Source organism: Actinopolyspora biskrensis (assembly GCF_013408175.1).
In the GTDB taxonomy this organism is placed as follows: Bacteria; Actinomycetota; Actinomycetes; order Mycobacteriales; family Pseudonocardiaceae; genus Actinopolyspora; species Actinopolyspora biskrensis.
This window is the reverse complement of record NZ_JACBYW010000003.1, coordinates 458,562-472,879: the sequence shown is the minus strand read 5'-3', so window position 1 is coordinate 472,879 and position 14,318 is coordinate 458,562. Positions and strand designations below refer to the sequence as shown.

General features: G+C 69.6%; 17 protein-coding genes. 4 read left to right on the top strand and 13 right to left on the bottom strand.

The genetic code is table 11. From position 1 onward, the window contains the following. The first annotated feature begins 93 nt into the window (after positions 1-93). A complete protein-coding gene (purM, locus tag FHR84_RS10595; RefSeq protein WP_179535282.1) occupies positions 94-1,218 on the top strand; it encodes a phosphoribosylformylglycinamidine cyclo-ligase in 1,125 nt (374 codons plus the stop codon). A gap of 387 nt (positions 1,219-1,605) precedes the next feature. Here purM and FHR84_RS10590 read toward each other — a convergent pair whose 3' ends face one another. Further along, the gene (locus FHR84_RS10590; protein WP_179535281.1) at positions 1,606-1,779 is read right to left on the bottom strand and encodes a DUF3073 domain-containing protein; all 174 of its coding nucleotides are present in this window, start codon (positions 1,777-1,779) and stop codon (positions 1,606-1,608) included. A gap of 246 nt (positions 1,780-2,025) precedes the next feature. On the opposite strand from FHR84_RS10590, the gene FHR84_RS10585 reads away from it, so the two are divergent. Next, complete coding sequence (locus tag FHR84_RS10585; protein WP_179535280.1) at positions 2,026-2,910, top strand: DUF8083 family protein; 885 nt, start codon at positions 2,026-2,028, stop codon at positions 2,908-2,910. A 444-nt stretch (positions 2,911-3,354) separates the two neighbouring features. Here FHR84_RS10585 and FHR84_RS10580 read toward each other — a convergent pair whose 3' ends face one another. From FHR84_RS10580 to FHR84_RS10560, 5 genes are all read right to left on the bottom strand, one after another. Further along, positions 3,355-4,323 (bottom strand): asparaginase, encoded by a 969-nt coding sequence (locus FHR84_RS10580; RefSeq protein ID WP_179535279.1) that lies wholly within the window; start codon positions 4,321-4,323, stop codon positions 3,355-3,357. Next, positions 4,320-4,880 (bottom strand): RsiG family protein, encoded by a 561-nt coding sequence (locus tag FHR84_RS10575; RefSeq protein ID WP_179535278.1) that lies wholly within the window; start codon positions 4,878-4,880, stop codon positions 4,320-4,322. Before FHR84_RS10575 ends, FHR84_RS10580 begins: the two co-directional genes overlap by 4 nt. Before the next feature lie 121 nt (positions 4,881-5,001). Beyond that, entirely contained in the window at positions 5,002-5,775 is a 774-nt protein-coding gene (locus FHR84_RS10570) for a 3-keto-5-aminohexanoate cleavage protein (protein ID WP_218862635.1), read from the bottom strand. Between the two features lie 88 nt (positions 5,776-5,863). Next, a complete protein-coding gene (ygfZ, locus tag FHR84_RS10565) occupies positions 5,864-7,012 on the bottom strand; it encodes a CAF17-like 4Fe-4S cluster assembly/insertion protein YgfZ (RefSeq protein ID WP_246300416.1) in 1,149 nt (382 codons plus the stop codon). A gap of 70 nt (positions 7,013-7,082) precedes the next feature. After that, positions 7,083-7,640 carry a Fur family transcriptional regulator gene (locus FHR84_RS10560; protein WP_425489885.1) on the bottom strand — a complete coding sequence of 186 codons (558 nt, stop codon included), beginning with the start codon at positions 7,638-7,640 and terminating at the stop codon, positions 7,083-7,085. Positions 7,641-7,829: 189 nt separating this feature from the next. On the opposite strand from FHR84_RS10560, the gene FHR84_RS10555 reads away from it, so the two are divergent. Then, positions 7,830-8,678, top strand: coding sequence for an aminodeoxychorismate lyase (locus FHR84_RS10555; RefSeq protein WP_179535277.1), 849 nt, complete (start codon positions 7,830-7,832; stop codon positions 8,676-8,678). Positions 8,679-8,907: 229 nt separating this feature from the next. Here the strand turns inward: FHR84_RS10555 and FHR84_RS10550 are convergent, their stop codons facing one another. Next, on the bottom strand, positions 8,908-9,582 hold the full coding sequence (locus FHR84_RS10550) for a heme-binding beta-barrel domain-containing protein (RefSeq protein WP_179535276.1): 675 nt from the start codon (positions 9,580-9,582) through the stop codon (positions 8,908-8,910). 310 nt (positions 9,583-9,892) lie between these two features. Here FHR84_RS10550 and FHR84_RS10545 point away from each other — a divergent pair, with 310 nt between their 5' ends. Continuing rightward, the gene (locus FHR84_RS10545) at positions 9,893-10,645 is read left to right on the top strand and encodes a methyltransferase domain-containing protein (protein WP_179535275.1); all 753 of its coding nucleotides are present in this window, start codon (positions 9,893-9,895) and stop codon (positions 10,643-10,645) included. Between the two features lie 179 nt (positions 10,646-10,824). Here the strand turns inward: FHR84_RS10545 and FHR84_RS10540 are convergent, their stop codons facing one another. The 6 genes from FHR84_RS10540 to FHR84_RS10520 all read right to left on the bottom strand — a co-directional run bounded on the left by FHR84_RS10540 (position 10,825) and on the right by FHR84_RS10520 (position 14,140). Beyond that, positions 10,825-11,133 (bottom strand): DUF1416 domain-containing protein, encoded by a 309-nt coding sequence (locus FHR84_RS10540; RefSeq protein WP_179535274.1) that lies wholly within the window; start codon positions 11,131-11,133, stop codon positions 10,825-10,827. Then, positions 11,130-11,975, bottom strand: coding sequence for a sulfurtransferase (locus FHR84_RS10535; protein ID WP_179535273.1), 846 nt, complete (start codon positions 11,973-11,975; stop codon positions 11,130-11,132). The genes FHR84_RS10540 and FHR84_RS10535 overlap by 4 nt, the downstream gene beginning before the upstream one ends. 38 nt (positions 11,976-12,013) lie before the next feature. Next, positions 12,014-12,463 carry a DUF4395 domain-containing protein gene (locus tag FHR84_RS10530; protein WP_179535272.1) on the bottom strand — a complete coding sequence of 150 codons (450 nt, stop codon included), beginning with the start codon at positions 12,461-12,463 and terminating at the stop codon, positions 12,014-12,016. A gap of 108 nt (positions 12,464-12,571) precedes the next feature. After that, the gene (locus FHR84_RS23240) at positions 12,572-12,646 is read right to left on the bottom strand and encodes a putative leader peptide (protein WP_343075234.1); all 75 of its coding nucleotides are present in this window, start codon (positions 12,644-12,646) and stop codon (positions 12,572-12,574) included. A gap of 169 nt (positions 12,647-12,815) precedes the next feature. Continuing rightward, positions 12,816-13,346, bottom strand: coding sequence for a TlpA family protein disulfide reductase (locus FHR84_RS10525; RefSeq protein ID WP_179535271.1), 531 nt, complete (start codon positions 13,344-13,346; stop codon positions 12,816-12,818). Continuing rightward, a complete protein-coding gene (locus tag FHR84_RS10520; RefSeq protein ID WP_179535270.1) occupies positions 13,346-14,140 on the bottom strand; it encodes an LmeA family phospholipid-binding protein in 795 nt (264 codons plus the stop codon). Before FHR84_RS10520 ends, FHR84_RS10525 begins: the two co-directional genes overlap by 1 nt. Positions 14,141-14,318: the final 178 nt, after the last annotated feature.

Here is a 14,318-nt window from a genome sequence, read left to right as displayed (position 1 = left end):
ACCCGAGTCGTCCATGTTCACGCGTAGCGTGGGGCCAGCCGCACGTACGCGCACACTCGATCGTCAAATCGCGCACCAGATCTGGAGCAAGACGTGTCCGAAGACCTGCTGACAGGGTCGAATTCCGGTACCGCCGATCCGGACGGGCCCGCAGCCACCTATGCCGACGCCGGAGTCAGCATCGAAGCGGGCGATGAGGCCGTGGACCGGATGCGCCCGTGGGCACAGCGCGCCACGCGCCCGGAAGTGCTCGGTTCGCTCGGTGGTTTCGCGGGGCTGTTCCAGCTCAAGCTGGACCGGTGGAACGAGCCGGTGCTCGCCTCGTCCACCGACGGGGTCGGGACGAAGCTGGCCGTGGCCCAGGCCATGGACGTCCACGACACCGTCGGCATCGACCTGGTCGCGATGGTGGTGGACGACCTCGTGGTCTGCGGTGCGGAACCGATGTTCCTCCAGGACTACATAGCCACGGGGGCGGTGGACCCGGACCGGATCGGCAGCCTGGTCAAAGGCGTCTCCGAGGGCTGCGTGCAGGCAGGCTGCGCGCTTCTCGGCGGGGAGACGGCCGAGCACCCGGGAATGATGTCGCCGGGCGAGTACGACATATCGGCCACCGGTGTGGGCGTCGTCGAGGCCGACGACATGCTCGGGCCGGATCGGGTGCGTCCCGGTGACGTGCTGATCGGAATGGGCTCCTCCGGGCTGCACTCCAATGGTTACTCGCTGGCGCGGAGGGTGTTGCTCGAACAGGCCAGGATGCCGCTCTCCGGGCACGTCGAGGAGTTCGGGCGGACCCTGGGCGAGGAACTGCTCGAACCGACCCGCATTTACGCGAAGGAGTGCCTGTCGCTGGCCGCCGAAGCCGAGGTGCGCGCGTTCGCGCACGTCACCGGCGGTGGGCTCGCGGCCAACCTGGAGCGGGTGCTGCCGCAGGGCCTCGGCGCGGTGGTCGACAGGGGCAGCTGGACCCCCGACCCCGTTTTCGGGCTGATCGCCCAGCGCGGGCGGATCGACACCGCCGAGATGGAACGCACCTTCAACATGGGCGTCGGCATGGTCGCAGTGGTCGCCGCGGAGGACGTGGACCGGGCGCTGGCCGTGCTCACCGCGCGGCACTCGCCCGCCTGGGTGCTGGGCGAGGTGGCCAAGGAATCGGCCGTCCCGGACCTGGAGGGGGAGCAGCGGGTGGTGCTGCGCGGCAACCACCCGAGGTTCTGATACCGAGGTTTCTCGGCGCCGGGAGCGCCGAGAACAGCACGGCGGGAAGGCACCGCTCGGAGCGGAACCGCGCGTGGGCGGACGGGTGCCGACACGTCGGCCGGCACCTCGCCGCACCCCGGAACGGGCGCTGAGCCCCGTGACCCGCTTCCGTGCGGTTCATCCGCGGCTCGCGCACTGCCGAGGGGGCACGACTCGGAGACCGACGGGTGGGTGCGCTCGGCAGGAGCCGCCACCCACCCGTGGTGGTGTCCGAACATTCGGTCGTCCACCCGGCGCGTCGAAGCGGCCGGGCAGCGATGCCGGCCGTCAACTCGCCCGCTGACCGGACCTCGGCAGTACGATCACCCGCAAGAGCGGTTCCCGCGGCTCGTGCGGGGCGAACGTTCACCTGCGGTGTTCGTCTTCCCCGTCGTAGTAGTAGTCGTCCTCTTCGTACCACTCTGGGGTGTAGTCAGAGGAAAGCTCACGCTCCAACGCCTCGAGGTCAACACTGGGGGAGTTGTACTTCAGCTCGCGGGCCACTTTTGTCTGCTTGGCCTTGGCACGGCCGCGCCCCATGGCTCGACCCCCTCGCGCAGGGTTTGCGGGGCGGCCAGGGGAACGGCGGCCCCGCATGAATCTCAACAACCTTTTCCTGTAACTACCGTACCGTGCCGATGCGGTTCTCCGCGACGTGGTACGCCCAGCGAGCCGACTCCGCCACAGTGATGTGAACCGCACTGGACACGGGCGTGGAACCGACCGGTGCGGAGCGTGGGACGGCCGCCGCCGGAAGCGGCTCGCGGACATGGCAACATACACGCTGTGCCGGAGCCGTTCGTCGCCTACATGAGGGTGTACGAGCCCCTGTCATCGTTCGAGTCGCCCCGACAGGAACAACTCGCCGAAGCGCTGGATCAGGGTGCCGTGGATCCGGTCGGGGTCGGTGCTCGCGAGCAGAACAGGTGGCTGCGTAGCCAACTGTCCATCCGACCGCGTCTTCTTCCCGGTGAGGGGATCGACGGAACACCGCAGGGGCGGGAGGAGGTGCTGGCCCTCGATCCCGAGGACGTTCCCGCCGAGTCCGCCGAGACCGTCGGCCCGGGACCGCTGGTCTGCCCGCTCGACATCCGGGGGCGCGCCGCCGCCGCGCTGGTCGGCTTCATCGGTGCCGCCGACCCGCCGTTGCGCACGGCGGCGTTGACGATGCCCGAGGACACCGCCAAGTCGAAGGCATCGGCCGTGGTCAGCGAACTGTCCGACAGCGCGGTGCACGTGATCTCGTCCACCTGGACGATCCCGCTGCCGTGGTTCGCCGTGGTCGACCCGGAACAGCGCGTGCTCGTCCACGACTCGTACGACAGGATCGAACGGCTCTACTGGCGCACGCCGATGGCGGAGGCCAGGCGCAGGGTCTCGAGGGCGCACACCGTCACCAGGAACACGCTGGGCGACGAGGGACCTCCGAAGATCCTGCGGGAGACCGGTCGCTGGCTGGAGCGGTTCCACCCGCACTCGGCGGTCGAGCTCGACTACGGCGGTCTGGTGCGCATGATGCGCGACGAGGACCTGCGCGCCGACACCTCGGCCGAGGACGTGCACGCGATCGTGGACGCCATGGAACTCGGACACACCAACGAGGTGGCGGAGCGCTACGAGGCGCTGCGCGAGTTCTGGGCGGAACTGGCGGCGCACGAGCGCTACAACTGAAGAGAGTGCGCGGCTCGGTTTGCTCGGGTGGTTCCGTGGGGGAACCTCAGTCGGGGTCTCGCTGCGGGATCCTCGACATCGGGTAGCCACCTACACAACGTCGAGGCCGTCCTCGCGAGACCCGAGACTGAGAACCCCCGGCGGCGCCGACTGCTCAGGCTCGTAAGCGCTTGCGTTGGCGTGAGCCTCTCGGTTGGGAGTTCCTGTCCGGGGTTCGGCGCTGCGGCGCCGAAGGGGAACTCTGCGCACTCCCGGTAGAAGGTTCCGTTCGACGCGAGTGCTTCAGCCTAACCAGGACGAGAACATCCGGTGCGTGAGTCGGATGCATTGCCAGGCCGGGCCGCTCGCCGCGTAGGTGGCTACTCAAGAGCGGCCCAACACCGCAAGGCGCCGACTCACGTGCCGGCTAACCGACCAGCTACGCGAAGTCCTGCTACGGGGGTACTAGTCGAAGAGGTCGGCTACTGGGCGAACCTTGCCCACGGGACGCCCGCCACCGAGCACGGGCTCCTCGGCCAGCGCGTCCAGCTCCTCGTTGGCGACTCCGGCCGAACGCAGCGCGGCGACCGCCACGGGCAGTCTCGCCCGCGCCGAACCGTCCGCGATCTTCACCGCCACCGCGTGACCGTCCGGCAGTGCCAGGGCCAGCACTCCCTCGACGCCCGATTTGCTGAGCAGACCGTCGACCGCGCGCATGAGCAGCGTGTCCTCCCGCCCGGTCCCCGCGACCAGCCAGGGGTGCGCGCGCATGGCGTCGGCCACCCTCCGCTGCGGAGTTCCCCGTTCCGAAGTGACCATCGTCCGGAACGTGCGTGCCAGACCGGTCAGCGAGACGGCGAACAGGGGAGCGCCGCACCCGTCCACCGAGGTGGCGGCGACAGGTTCGCCCGCCAGCCGGGAAACGGTCTCGTGCAGATCCACCTGCAGCGGGTGCTTGGTGTCGAGGTAGTCCTCCAGCGCCCAGCCCCGCTGCACGCAGGTCGCGAGCATCGCGGCGTGCTTGCCCGAGCAGTTCATCGTGATGCGCTGCTTGCCGAATCCCTCGGCGGCGCGCTGATCCCGTTCGCCCTCCCGCAGGGGCCAGTCCGTCGGACACCGCAGGGCGTCCTCGGTCAGGTCGTGCCGGTTGAGCAGCTCACGCGTACGCAGCAGATGCTCCGGCTCGCCGCTGTGCGAGGCGGCGGCCAGCGCGATGTCGGCGTCCTCGCTCAGCTCCAACCCGGAACGCATCATGCCGACGGCCTGGGCCGGTTTGTTCGCCGAGCGGGGGTACATGGGCTGATCGGCCCCGCCGAGCGAGTGCTTCACCCGGCCATCCGGGGCGAGGACGACCACCGAACCGTGGTGCAGGCCTTCCCCGATGTCCCCGCGAACCAGTTCAACCAGCGGAACCGGGCTACCGTGCTCACTCACTGTCCGTCCCTTTCCGCCGCCAGTAATTCGTCCACCGAGGCGACCCCCTCACGGTATCGGCGCGCGATCTCCTCGTTCAGCCGGTCCACCACGGTCTGGACCTGCTTGCGCCTGCCGGAGACCGACTCCTCCTCGGACTCGAAGGCGCGCAGGGTGGCGTCCAGCTTCTCACCCGAGAGCGACATCACATCGGAGAGATCCACGTCCGAGACCAGCGCCTCCACGTGCCTGCGGTGCGACTCCGCCCTGGAGGGCTCCATCGTCTGGTACCGCCCGGAGCCGGAAGCCGGCCCCACGGCGTTGTCCGAGAGGATCCCGACCAGCTCCTCGACCACGGTCGCGGAGCCGTTCTCGTCGCGTCTGCGTTGTTCGGCACGGACGATGTCGATCCGCGCGTGCAGCATTCTCCGCAGGTAGGACAGGTCGGTCTCCTCCTGCGCGGCTTCGTCGCGCAGTTCGCGCACTTCGTCCAGACCGCGTTGTTCGACATCGCCGACGTAGTCCGGGGAAAGAACCCGGTCGATGCGTCGGCGGCCTCCGGGGCGCACTTCGATCACGGCTACAACCTCTGCATCCTGGCGCTGAGTTCGCCGGAGCCGGCACTTCGGCGCTGCTTCCCACATCCTAGGGCAGCGTTGTGGAGTGCTGGGGGGAGTCGAGGGTGTGCCGCCGAGCGAGTCACTCGGCCAGCCCGAACAACCCTCGAACGTGGGATACCGAAAGCGGCAGTCGCTGTGCGATCTTCGCCAAACCGGATGCCCGAGCGGCCAACTGCGCGTTGTCCCGTACCGGAACGCCGCTGGAGTACTCCAGTGTGTCGGCCATCCCCACGCGTATGTGCCCACCGGCAGCCAGCGCCCCCAGCATCACGGGCAACGAGGCATCGCCCAGCCCCGTCGCGGTGAAGTCCGCTCCCGCCGGGACCCCCTCGACGGCCGCGGTCAGCGTGCCGATGTCGCCGGGCATCCCCGCGCCGAAGACGAGAACGACGTGGACCGGCAGCGAGTCCGCGGCGCACAGCTGCCGCAGCTTCGGCAGGTCGTCCAGCTTCCGCACCTCGTAGTGCACGGCCAGCCCCCGCTCGCTCGCCCCGGTACGCAGGTCGGAGACGAAATCGGCCGGGGCGTCCACCGGACACGTGAGCACCTGGGCCCCCGAACCCAGCAGGGTGGTCAGGGTTTCCGAACGCGCGTAGGCCGCGACCCGCACCAGCAGGTCGGTCCGGTTGCGGACAGCGCTGACCACGTCGGGAACGGCGGTGTCGTGCCGGGGCTCCAGGTCCACGACCGAAGTCCCCACCCGCTCGCAGGCGGCGGCAGCGGCGGCCACCTCCTCGCTGCCGACCGGCAGGGTGGGAACGTCGGCCTTCGCGTGGGCCCCTGTCACGGCCACCGTGATGATCGTTCCCGCTTGGGCCGGAGATCCGCCGGTCTCGGCTGACGACGCTGTCATACTCCGATCTTGGCACAGCGGGCGGCTCCGCCGATCCCCCGCAGCCCATCCGGCCGCCGGGGATCGCGGGAGCGGGACTTCCTGGCGCTCACTGCCCGCGCAGCCCCTGCACGGCCACCCGCCCCGGCGGTTCCCCGGTGTCCGGGGGGACCGAGTCGGGATCGACCGTGGCGGCGACGGCCCGTTCCTGCTCGGCGTCACCGGCCGTGAACTGCTCGTCGACCGGGGCCGAACGCTTCAACAGCGCAAGGGCCACCGGACCGAGTTCGTGGTGCAGCACGACACTGCCCACCCGGCCCACGGAACGCTCCCCGCGATGCACCGGATCACCCGTTTCGGGGCGTATCTCCAGCGAACCGTCGAGGTGCAGCAGCAGCATCCGACGCGGAGGCTTGCCCACGTTGTGCACCTTGGCCACCGTTTCCTGGCCGCGGTAGCACCCCTTGGCCACGTGGGCGGCAGTGTGGATCCACCCCAGCTCGTGCGGGATGGACCGCTCGTCGGTGTCCATCCCCACCCGGGGGCGCAGGGCCTCGACCCGCAGCGCCTCGTAGGCCATGGTTCCCGCCCTGCGGGCTCCGCCGCCGGTCAGCCGCATCCACCAGTCGACCATCGACTCCCGGGGGACCAGCAGATCGGCGGTGTAGACCTGCCGGAACGGGACCTGCCGGACCAGCCCGCCCCCGGGCAGCGCGGCGATCCCGTAGGGCTCGGTGGGCGGTTCGGTCACCCCGGCCTCTTCGAGCACGCCGGTCGCCTCGGGGCCGATGACCGTGAACACGGCGAACTCGTCGGTGGCGTCGCGCGGTTCGACCGCGGACCAGAACCGCATCGCCTCCAGGTACTCCACGAGCGACTGCGTGCCGTCCGTGCCCATGCTGGGCAGCGCGCTGGTGGCGGTGGATCCCGCCTCGCAGTCCAGGTAGACGACCTCGTCGTGGTGCGCCACCAGCATGTGACTGTCCACCCGGCCCTGGTTGTCCAGCACGAGCGCCTCGGTTCCCCGGTCCTCGGCCAGCTCCGTGAGGTGCTGGGAGAGCACCAGGTGCAGCCAGCTCAGACGTTCCTCGCCGGGCACGGCGATGACCTGGCGGTGCGAGCGGTCCACCACGACGGCGTTGCGGACGGCCGCGCGCTGTTCGCCGAACGGGTCGCCGAAGTGCCACGGCACTCCCGAGTCCGGCGAGTCGTCCGGCGCGGGGACCGCGCCCGGCAGTTCGAGCAAAGGTGAGTTCAATTCCGCTCCTCGGCGGTTGTTGCGAAGGCTCCGTTCGGCGTCCGGACCGAACGGGGACGCAGACGACGGTTCACGTGTCCCGGGAGGACCGGCTCTCGGAGGAGTCCCGGCCCTCCTCCCCGGCGGTGCGGCACCGGCCGCAGGTGCCGGACAGGGCGAGATGGGTCGCGTCCAGGGCGAATCCGCGTTCCCGGTCGAGCGACTCGCCCAGGCCGTCGAGCAGCTCGCACGGCACCTCGTCGATGTCACCGCAACGATGGCAGACCAGGTGCACGTGCTCGTGCTCCTCGACCGAGTAGGTGGGCGCACCGTGCCCCAGGTGAGTGTGCCGGACCAGTCCGAGCTCCTCCAGCAGGTCGAGCGCACGGTAGACGGTGGTTATGTTGACCGTGGGGGCCGTCCGCTGGATGTGCTTGCACACCTGCTCCGGGGTGGCGTGCTCCAGTTCGCGCACGGAGTCGAGCACCAGCTGCCGCTGGGGGGTCATGCGCATACCGCGCCGGTGCAGTGTGTTGCGGAGCGCCGGTTCGCCCTCGAGCGCTCCGTCGTGTCCGGTGCCGCCGTCGGCTGGTGTGTCGTTCGCGGCCAGCTCGTCGTCCCGAGCCGTGCGAGCTCCCCGGTCGGTCACGGCATGCTCCCGTTGTGGTCGTGTCCCTGTGCTGCTCTCCACGATCGTACGACCGCGTTGACCGGTACGACCTGTTCGGGCGTGCGCGGCTCGCCGCCGCGGGCCCAAGGGCACCGCTCACCCCGGAGGACGGGATCCCTCCGCGAACCTACGGCGGCCGGGTCGACGAACTCCTACTAGGCTGCTGTTATGCGTGTTCTGGCTTTGCTCGACGGCAGCCTCGTCGACCCGGAGAGCCCGCTGCTGCGGGCCGACGATCTCGGTGTCCAGCGCGGTGACGGCGTTTTCGAGACGATCCTGGTGGTCGACGGTCGTCCGCGGGAACTGGAAGCCCATCTGGACCGGCTCGAACGTTCCGCCCGGCTGCTGGACATGACGCTCCCGGAACGCGCGGACTGGGAGCGCGCCGTGCGTGCGGTGACGGACCGGTGGCCGTGGGACGCGGAGTCCGAGCTGGCGCTGAAGCTGGTCTGCACCCGGGGGGTCGACGGTGGTGACGGGACCCCCACGGCCTTCGCCTCCGGACAGTCGCTTTCCGCGGAACTGCTGCGCAAGAGGGCCGAGGGGATCTCGGTCGTGACGCTGGAACGCGGAATCGACCCGGGGATGATGGAACGCGCGCCCTGGCTGCTCCTCTCGGCCAAGACGCTGTCCTACGCGGTGAACATGGCCGCCCTGCGGGAAGCGGAACGGCGTGGGGCCGACGAGGTCGTGTTCACGGCCACCGACGGCTCGGTGCTGGAAGGCCCCACCTCGAACGTGGTGCTGGCCGAGGGCGACACCCTCGTCACGACACCCCCGAGCGCGGGGATCCTGCGCGGCACCACCCAGGGGGCCCTGTTCGGAGCCGCTTCCGAGGCCGGGTGGCGGACCGCTGTGGAGCCCGTCTCCGTCGAACGGCTCCACCGGGCCGACGGGGTGTGGCTGGCCTCCAGCATCCGCAGGATCGTCCAGGTGCACACGGTGGACGGGGCGGCGCTCGAAGCGGACCCCGAGCTGCACGACAGGATCAGCAAACTCTACGAATCCCAGTACTGACAGGGGTTCGGCGGCTCGGCTGTCGTGGGTGGTTGCTCAGCCGTCACGTGAGTCGGCGCCTTGCTGTGTTGGGCCGCTCTTGAGTAGCCACCTACGCGGCGAGCGGCCCGGCCGTGCGACGCATCCGACTCACGCACCGGATCTCCTCGTCCTGCACAGGCTGAAGCGCTCACGTCGGATACAGCCCTACCGCTGGAAGCTCCTGGTAGGAAGCGACTGAGCGGTTGGCTCAGCCCACTACCCGTTCCAGCTTGGCCGACAGCCGGGGCTGGAGCTCGTGCTCGGAGGTGGCGCGCTCCTCGACGTAGGCCAGCGATCCCTCGACGACCCCGTACAGGCGGCTCGCCGCGGTCACGTCCTCGGCCGTCGGGGTGCGCAGCACCGCGTCGGTGGCGAGCTCCCAGCTGGTCTGGTTGCGGGGCTTGCCGAAGAACATCTCCGCGATCCCGGAGGAGTGCACGATCAGCAGCTCGATGCTGTCGTCCGGCTGGGGCCGCCACCAGCCGAGCTCGCGGAAGGCGGGCTCCACGACGTTGCCGCCTTCGCCGTCCAGCTTCCAAGCCCGGCTTTCGTAGTAGAGGAAGGGCCTGCCGTCGTGGGCGAACGTGACCTGCTGGAGGAAGCGGTACTTCTCGTCCAACGAGGGGTGGTTCGCCTCGCCCTCACCGCGCCAGACACCGATCAGCGGAAGCAGCCCGAGGCAGGCGTCGTCGAGGTCGGGACCCATGCGCAGGTTCGCGGTGTCCCCGACGCCGGGGAGATCGTCGAACTCGGGAATGTTGCGCCCACGGGTCTTCTCGGCGCGCTCGGCCTGGGCGCGCACCGCCTCGTCGCCGCTGCCGGGCTGCGGCTGACCGTTGGACGGACCGGGCTGTTCGGACGGCTGGTTGGGGGTGGCAGACATCGCTGCCGAGACTACCGCGTCTCCTCGCGGAAGTCGCAGCCTGACCCCCGGGTCCCTCGAACGGGAGTCAGTCGCTGTGCAGCCGATACACCACGTAGAAGGCGAACCACACAGTGGCGATGGCGGCGATTGCCACCAGGCTGACCAGACCGTAGTGCAGGAAGTCGATGAGGGTCATGCCCGAAAGCATAACCACCACCCGCGCGTCGTGGGGTGTGGCCTGAGGCATGATCTGGGCGGACAACGACTCAGGGGATCGCGTTTCGGTGCTCAGCGGCACCGGTGCTCACGCGGGAGAGACAGGATTCACATGGAGTTCGCCACGCTGCGCGACAAGGCGCTTTCCTACCGGGAATGGCTGCTCGCGCGCAAGCAGGAGATCGACGCCGGTTTCGACTGGTACCCCTTCGACACGCTGGCCAACGTGCTGCACCTGGACGGTCTGCTTTCCGGGGAGAACAGGAACGTGTTCGGAGGGCTGGCCGGAAGCCGGATCGCCGACATCGGGGCGGCCGACGGGGATCTGGGGTTCTTCCTGGAATCGGAGCTGGGCTGCCACATCGACGTGGTGGACACGGCGGCTCCCAATTACAACCGGCTACGTGGTGCGCGGTTGCTGGCCGAGGACCTCGGCTCCTCCGCGGAGATCCACGATGTGGACCTGGACAGCCAGTTCGCGCTGCCCGCGGAGCACTACGGGGCCGTGCTGTTCCTCGGGCTGCTGTACCACCTCAGGAACCCGTTCTACGTGCTGGAGACGCTCGCCCGGCGCAGCGATCTCTGCTTCGTGTCCACGCGGATAGCACAACTCAGCCCGGACCACGGGACCCGGCTGGCCGAGCAGCCCGTCGCCTATCTGCTGCACCCGACCGAGGCCAACAACGACTCCACGAACTACTGGATCTTCTCGGAAGCGGGGCTGCGCAGGCTTTTCGAACGCACCGGCTGGGAGGTGCTCGACTTCACCACGGTCGGCTGCCGCACCGATTCCGATCCCGCGGCGCAGGACCGCGACGAACGGGCGTTCGCCCTGCTGCGCTCCAGGTGGGCCCAGGACCGCTGACGTTCCCGGGGGGGGCGGAGCAACTCGTCCCGCTCGGACGCCCGAGCGGGACGAGACGTCGGCAGAGCTTCGGCGGGTGCGTTCGCTCGCTGCCTGAGCTCGGAAGCTTCGGCGCGGGCGGTACCGAAGCACACCACACGAGCGACCACCTACGCAGACCGAGCCGCCGAACTCTCCGATCAAGCCACCGAGATGTCCACTTGGTGCAGACCGGGCCCCTCGGGGGAGACCGCGGACTCGCCGCTGCCGTCCCGGTGCAGGGCCCGGACGGTCCAGGTCCCCTCGGCGGCGTAGAACCGGAAGTCCCCCTCGTCGGAGGTGACGACCTCGGCGGTGAAGTCGCCGGAGGGATTCAGCAAGCGGACGAAGGCCCCGCCGACCGGCTGCCCGGCCGAGCGGACCTTGCCCGCGAGGACTGTCTGGTCACCGGTGTCCGTGCTCACGGCGCCGGACTGGTCCGGTGCTCCGCATCCACTGGTCACGCTCACGCCTCCTGCTCGCTCGGGTTCTCGATCGGCACGCCCACCAGCGAGCCGTACTCGGTCCACGATCCGTCGTAGTTCTTCACGTCCTGGTGTCCGAGCAGCTCGTGGAGCACGAACCAGGTGTGCGAGGAGCGCTCACCGATCCGGCAGTAGGCGATGGTGTTCCTGGACTCGTCCAGCCCTGCCTCGTTGTAGACCTTGCGCAGCTCGTCGTCCGACTTGAAGGTGCCGTCCTCGTTGGCCGCGCGGCTCCACGGGACGTTGATGGCGGAGGGGATGTGCCCGCCGCGCTGGGCCGACTCCTGCGGAAGGTGCGCGGGGGCGAGCAGCTTGCCCGAGAACTCGTCGGGCGAACGGACGTCGACGAGGTTGCGGTTGCCGATCGCGTCCACGACCTCGTCGCGGAACGCGCGGATGGAGTTGTCGGGGTCGGCGGCGACGTAGTTGGTGCGCGGGCGCTCCGGTACGTCCTTGGTCAGCTCGCGGCCGTCCAGCTCCCACTTCTTGCGGCCGCCGTCGAGCAGCCGGACGTCGTTGTGGCCGTACAGCTTGAAGTACCAGTAGGCGTACGCGGCGAACCAGTTGTTGTTGCCGCCGTAGAGGACCACGGTGTCGTCGTTCGAGATCCCCTTGGCGGAGAGCAGCTTGCCGAAGTCCTCGCGTCCGACGAAATCGCGCCGGACGTGGTCCTGCAGCTCGTTGCGCCAGTCGAGTTTGACGGCTCCCCTGATGTGTCCGTTGTCGTAGGCCGTGGTGTCCTCGTCGACCTCGGCGAACACGACCCCGTCGGTGTCCAGGTTCTGTTCGGCCCAGTCGGTTGTGACCAGGACCTGTTCACGACTCATGGAGTGGCTCCTTTTGCTCGTATCTGCGAAGTGGAATCTCAGTGGGTCTCGGTGGGTGATCCGGCGGTTACCAGCCGCCTGACCACCGGGTACAGCCGGCAACCGAGGCAGTAGCCGAAGGCGGCGTTGAGCAGTGCGGCCACCAGGGCCAGCGCGTTCGCGACGATGCCGAGAGAGGTCCACCCCGCCGCGTACCCCACAGTGGCCAGCAGAGCGAAGGCGAACCCGATCCCCTGGGAGAAGCGGACCGGTTCGGGATCCTCGTTCTCCGGCTCGGGGGCTTCGCGCAAGCGAGGTCGAAGCGTTCGCCGGTACAGGTGACCCCAGGGATTCGTGCGCAGTCCGACGAACGCGCAGAGCGCGAACAACGCTGTCTGCGCCGCGAGTACGCGCCAGCTCCCCGTCGCCAGCCCGACGGCGAGAACGCCGCTGGTGACCCATGCCGTGAATCGAACACCGCGTGGATCGACACGGGCATCGGTGGGCATGGGACCTCCTGGCCGGTGGACGGTGCTGTCGGGTCCGTCGGGCGTGGCAGCGAAACGCGCCGGCTGCGGACGTGTGGTCCGCTCGCGTCCGGTGTCGTTACCGCCCGGTCATCGCCTGCAACACAGGCTGCTCCCAACGCGACACAGGTCCACCGCGCGCCTGGAGGTCAGCAGTACGTGCACGCCCCGGAGATTACCTGCCACGACCGTCAGTCGGAAAGATTGTTCACCCTGTGGGACGGATCCGTCGGTACGGACGAGCACGTTCGGTGATCACCGCGGTGCTCCCGGGGCGGCGGCACCGCAGTGGGTCGTTCCGGTACGGGCACGGCCCGCCCCGCTCTGCCTGCAGTCAGCGGGCGAGGTGGGGGCGCAGCGCGGTGTCCAGTCCGTCCCGCCGCGGAACCCCGGACACCCGGAAGAGCTCGCGTCCTGCCGGGTCGAGCGCGAGCGTGGTCGGAGTGGTGTGCACCCGCAACGGCTTCGACCACTCCGGGCGGTGGGTGAGGTCGAACTCGACGTGCCGCAGGCCCGCCGTCCGCTCGGCCAGCGTGGAGAGCAGGACGCGAGTGTGCCTGCAGGGGGCGCAGAACGCGGTGGACAGCTGCAGCAGGGTCACATCCCCTTCGGGGCCCGCAACCTCCGAGGAGGTCCCGGGCTTCTCACCCTTCCCGGAACCACGGAGAGCGCCGTGCAACGCATCGGCTATCTCGGGGGGAAGCTGGTCGAACACTGTTCGCTCCCGTCCAATCTCGTCTCCGCGACCGGTGCCGCTGGTGGTGATCCTGCCCTTGGTGATCCTGCCCTCCCGCGTTCGCAGCAGCGCGCCGAGCGCGAGCGCCGCCGCCACCGCGACGGCCAGCGCCCACCAGCCCGGCGACATCAGTTCACGGTTCCGTCGCCGTTGACGGTCACGTTCCGGGCGGTTCCCTCGAGCACGAGCGCGCCCGGCTCGACGTGGAGCGCCGTCGGTCGCACGGTGAAGGGCAGCATTCCCGGATCGAGTGTAGTCGTGAACCGGCGCAGTATCGCCTGCTCGAAACGGCTCGCCAGGTCCACGGAGCCGACCCGGCTGTTGTCCAGGTCGAGTTCGCGCGGCTCGATCCGGATGCCGCCCTCGTCGTTCAGCACGAGCTGACCGGTGACGGCGACCTTGTTGGTGCTTCCCGCGATGTCCACGGTGCCCTCCAGCCGGACTCCCGTGGAGGCGCGGCCGGAGGAGTCCGAGGAGTTCGCCGTTCCCCCCGCGGAGTCACCGGCGGGAGCGATGCGCAGGTCGTCGACGGGCAGAACCCCTCCGAGCGAGGCGTCGTCGAGCCGGAGGCGGCCGACCACCTCGTCGACGTCGATTCTGCTCGAGTCGCCGTTCAGCATCGCGAAAGTGGAGACCCGCGCGTGGTGCAGATCGGCCTGCAGGTCCACGTCCTCGACCGGGCCCATGTCCACTCCGGGGGCGCGCAGCCGCACATCCCGGAAGTCGCCGCGGATCGCCTGGGTCAGGAACGGAAAGCCGTTGATCCGCACCGCCGGGTCGCGGGCGAGCCCGAGCTTGTCGCCCATCTTCTTCGAAACCTGGTTCTCGGCCACGGCCGCCGTGCCGAAGTCGGCGGCCAGCAGCAGGCCGATCAGCACGACCAGTGTTATGACCAGCTTTTTTCCGGGTAAGGCACGTTTCACCGCGCGCTTCCTTCTCTGTGGGGTCTACCGGCCGGGCCCCGCGTCCGGGTCGGATCGCGGAGCCGGTGGGCCGGACTCGTTCGCGGGCAGGGGAACGACCTGTCCGGTCGAGCCGTGCTCGAGGGACCGCTTCCGTCGGCCAGGATCGCACACGTGGGGTCTCGTACCGGGGCGCCAG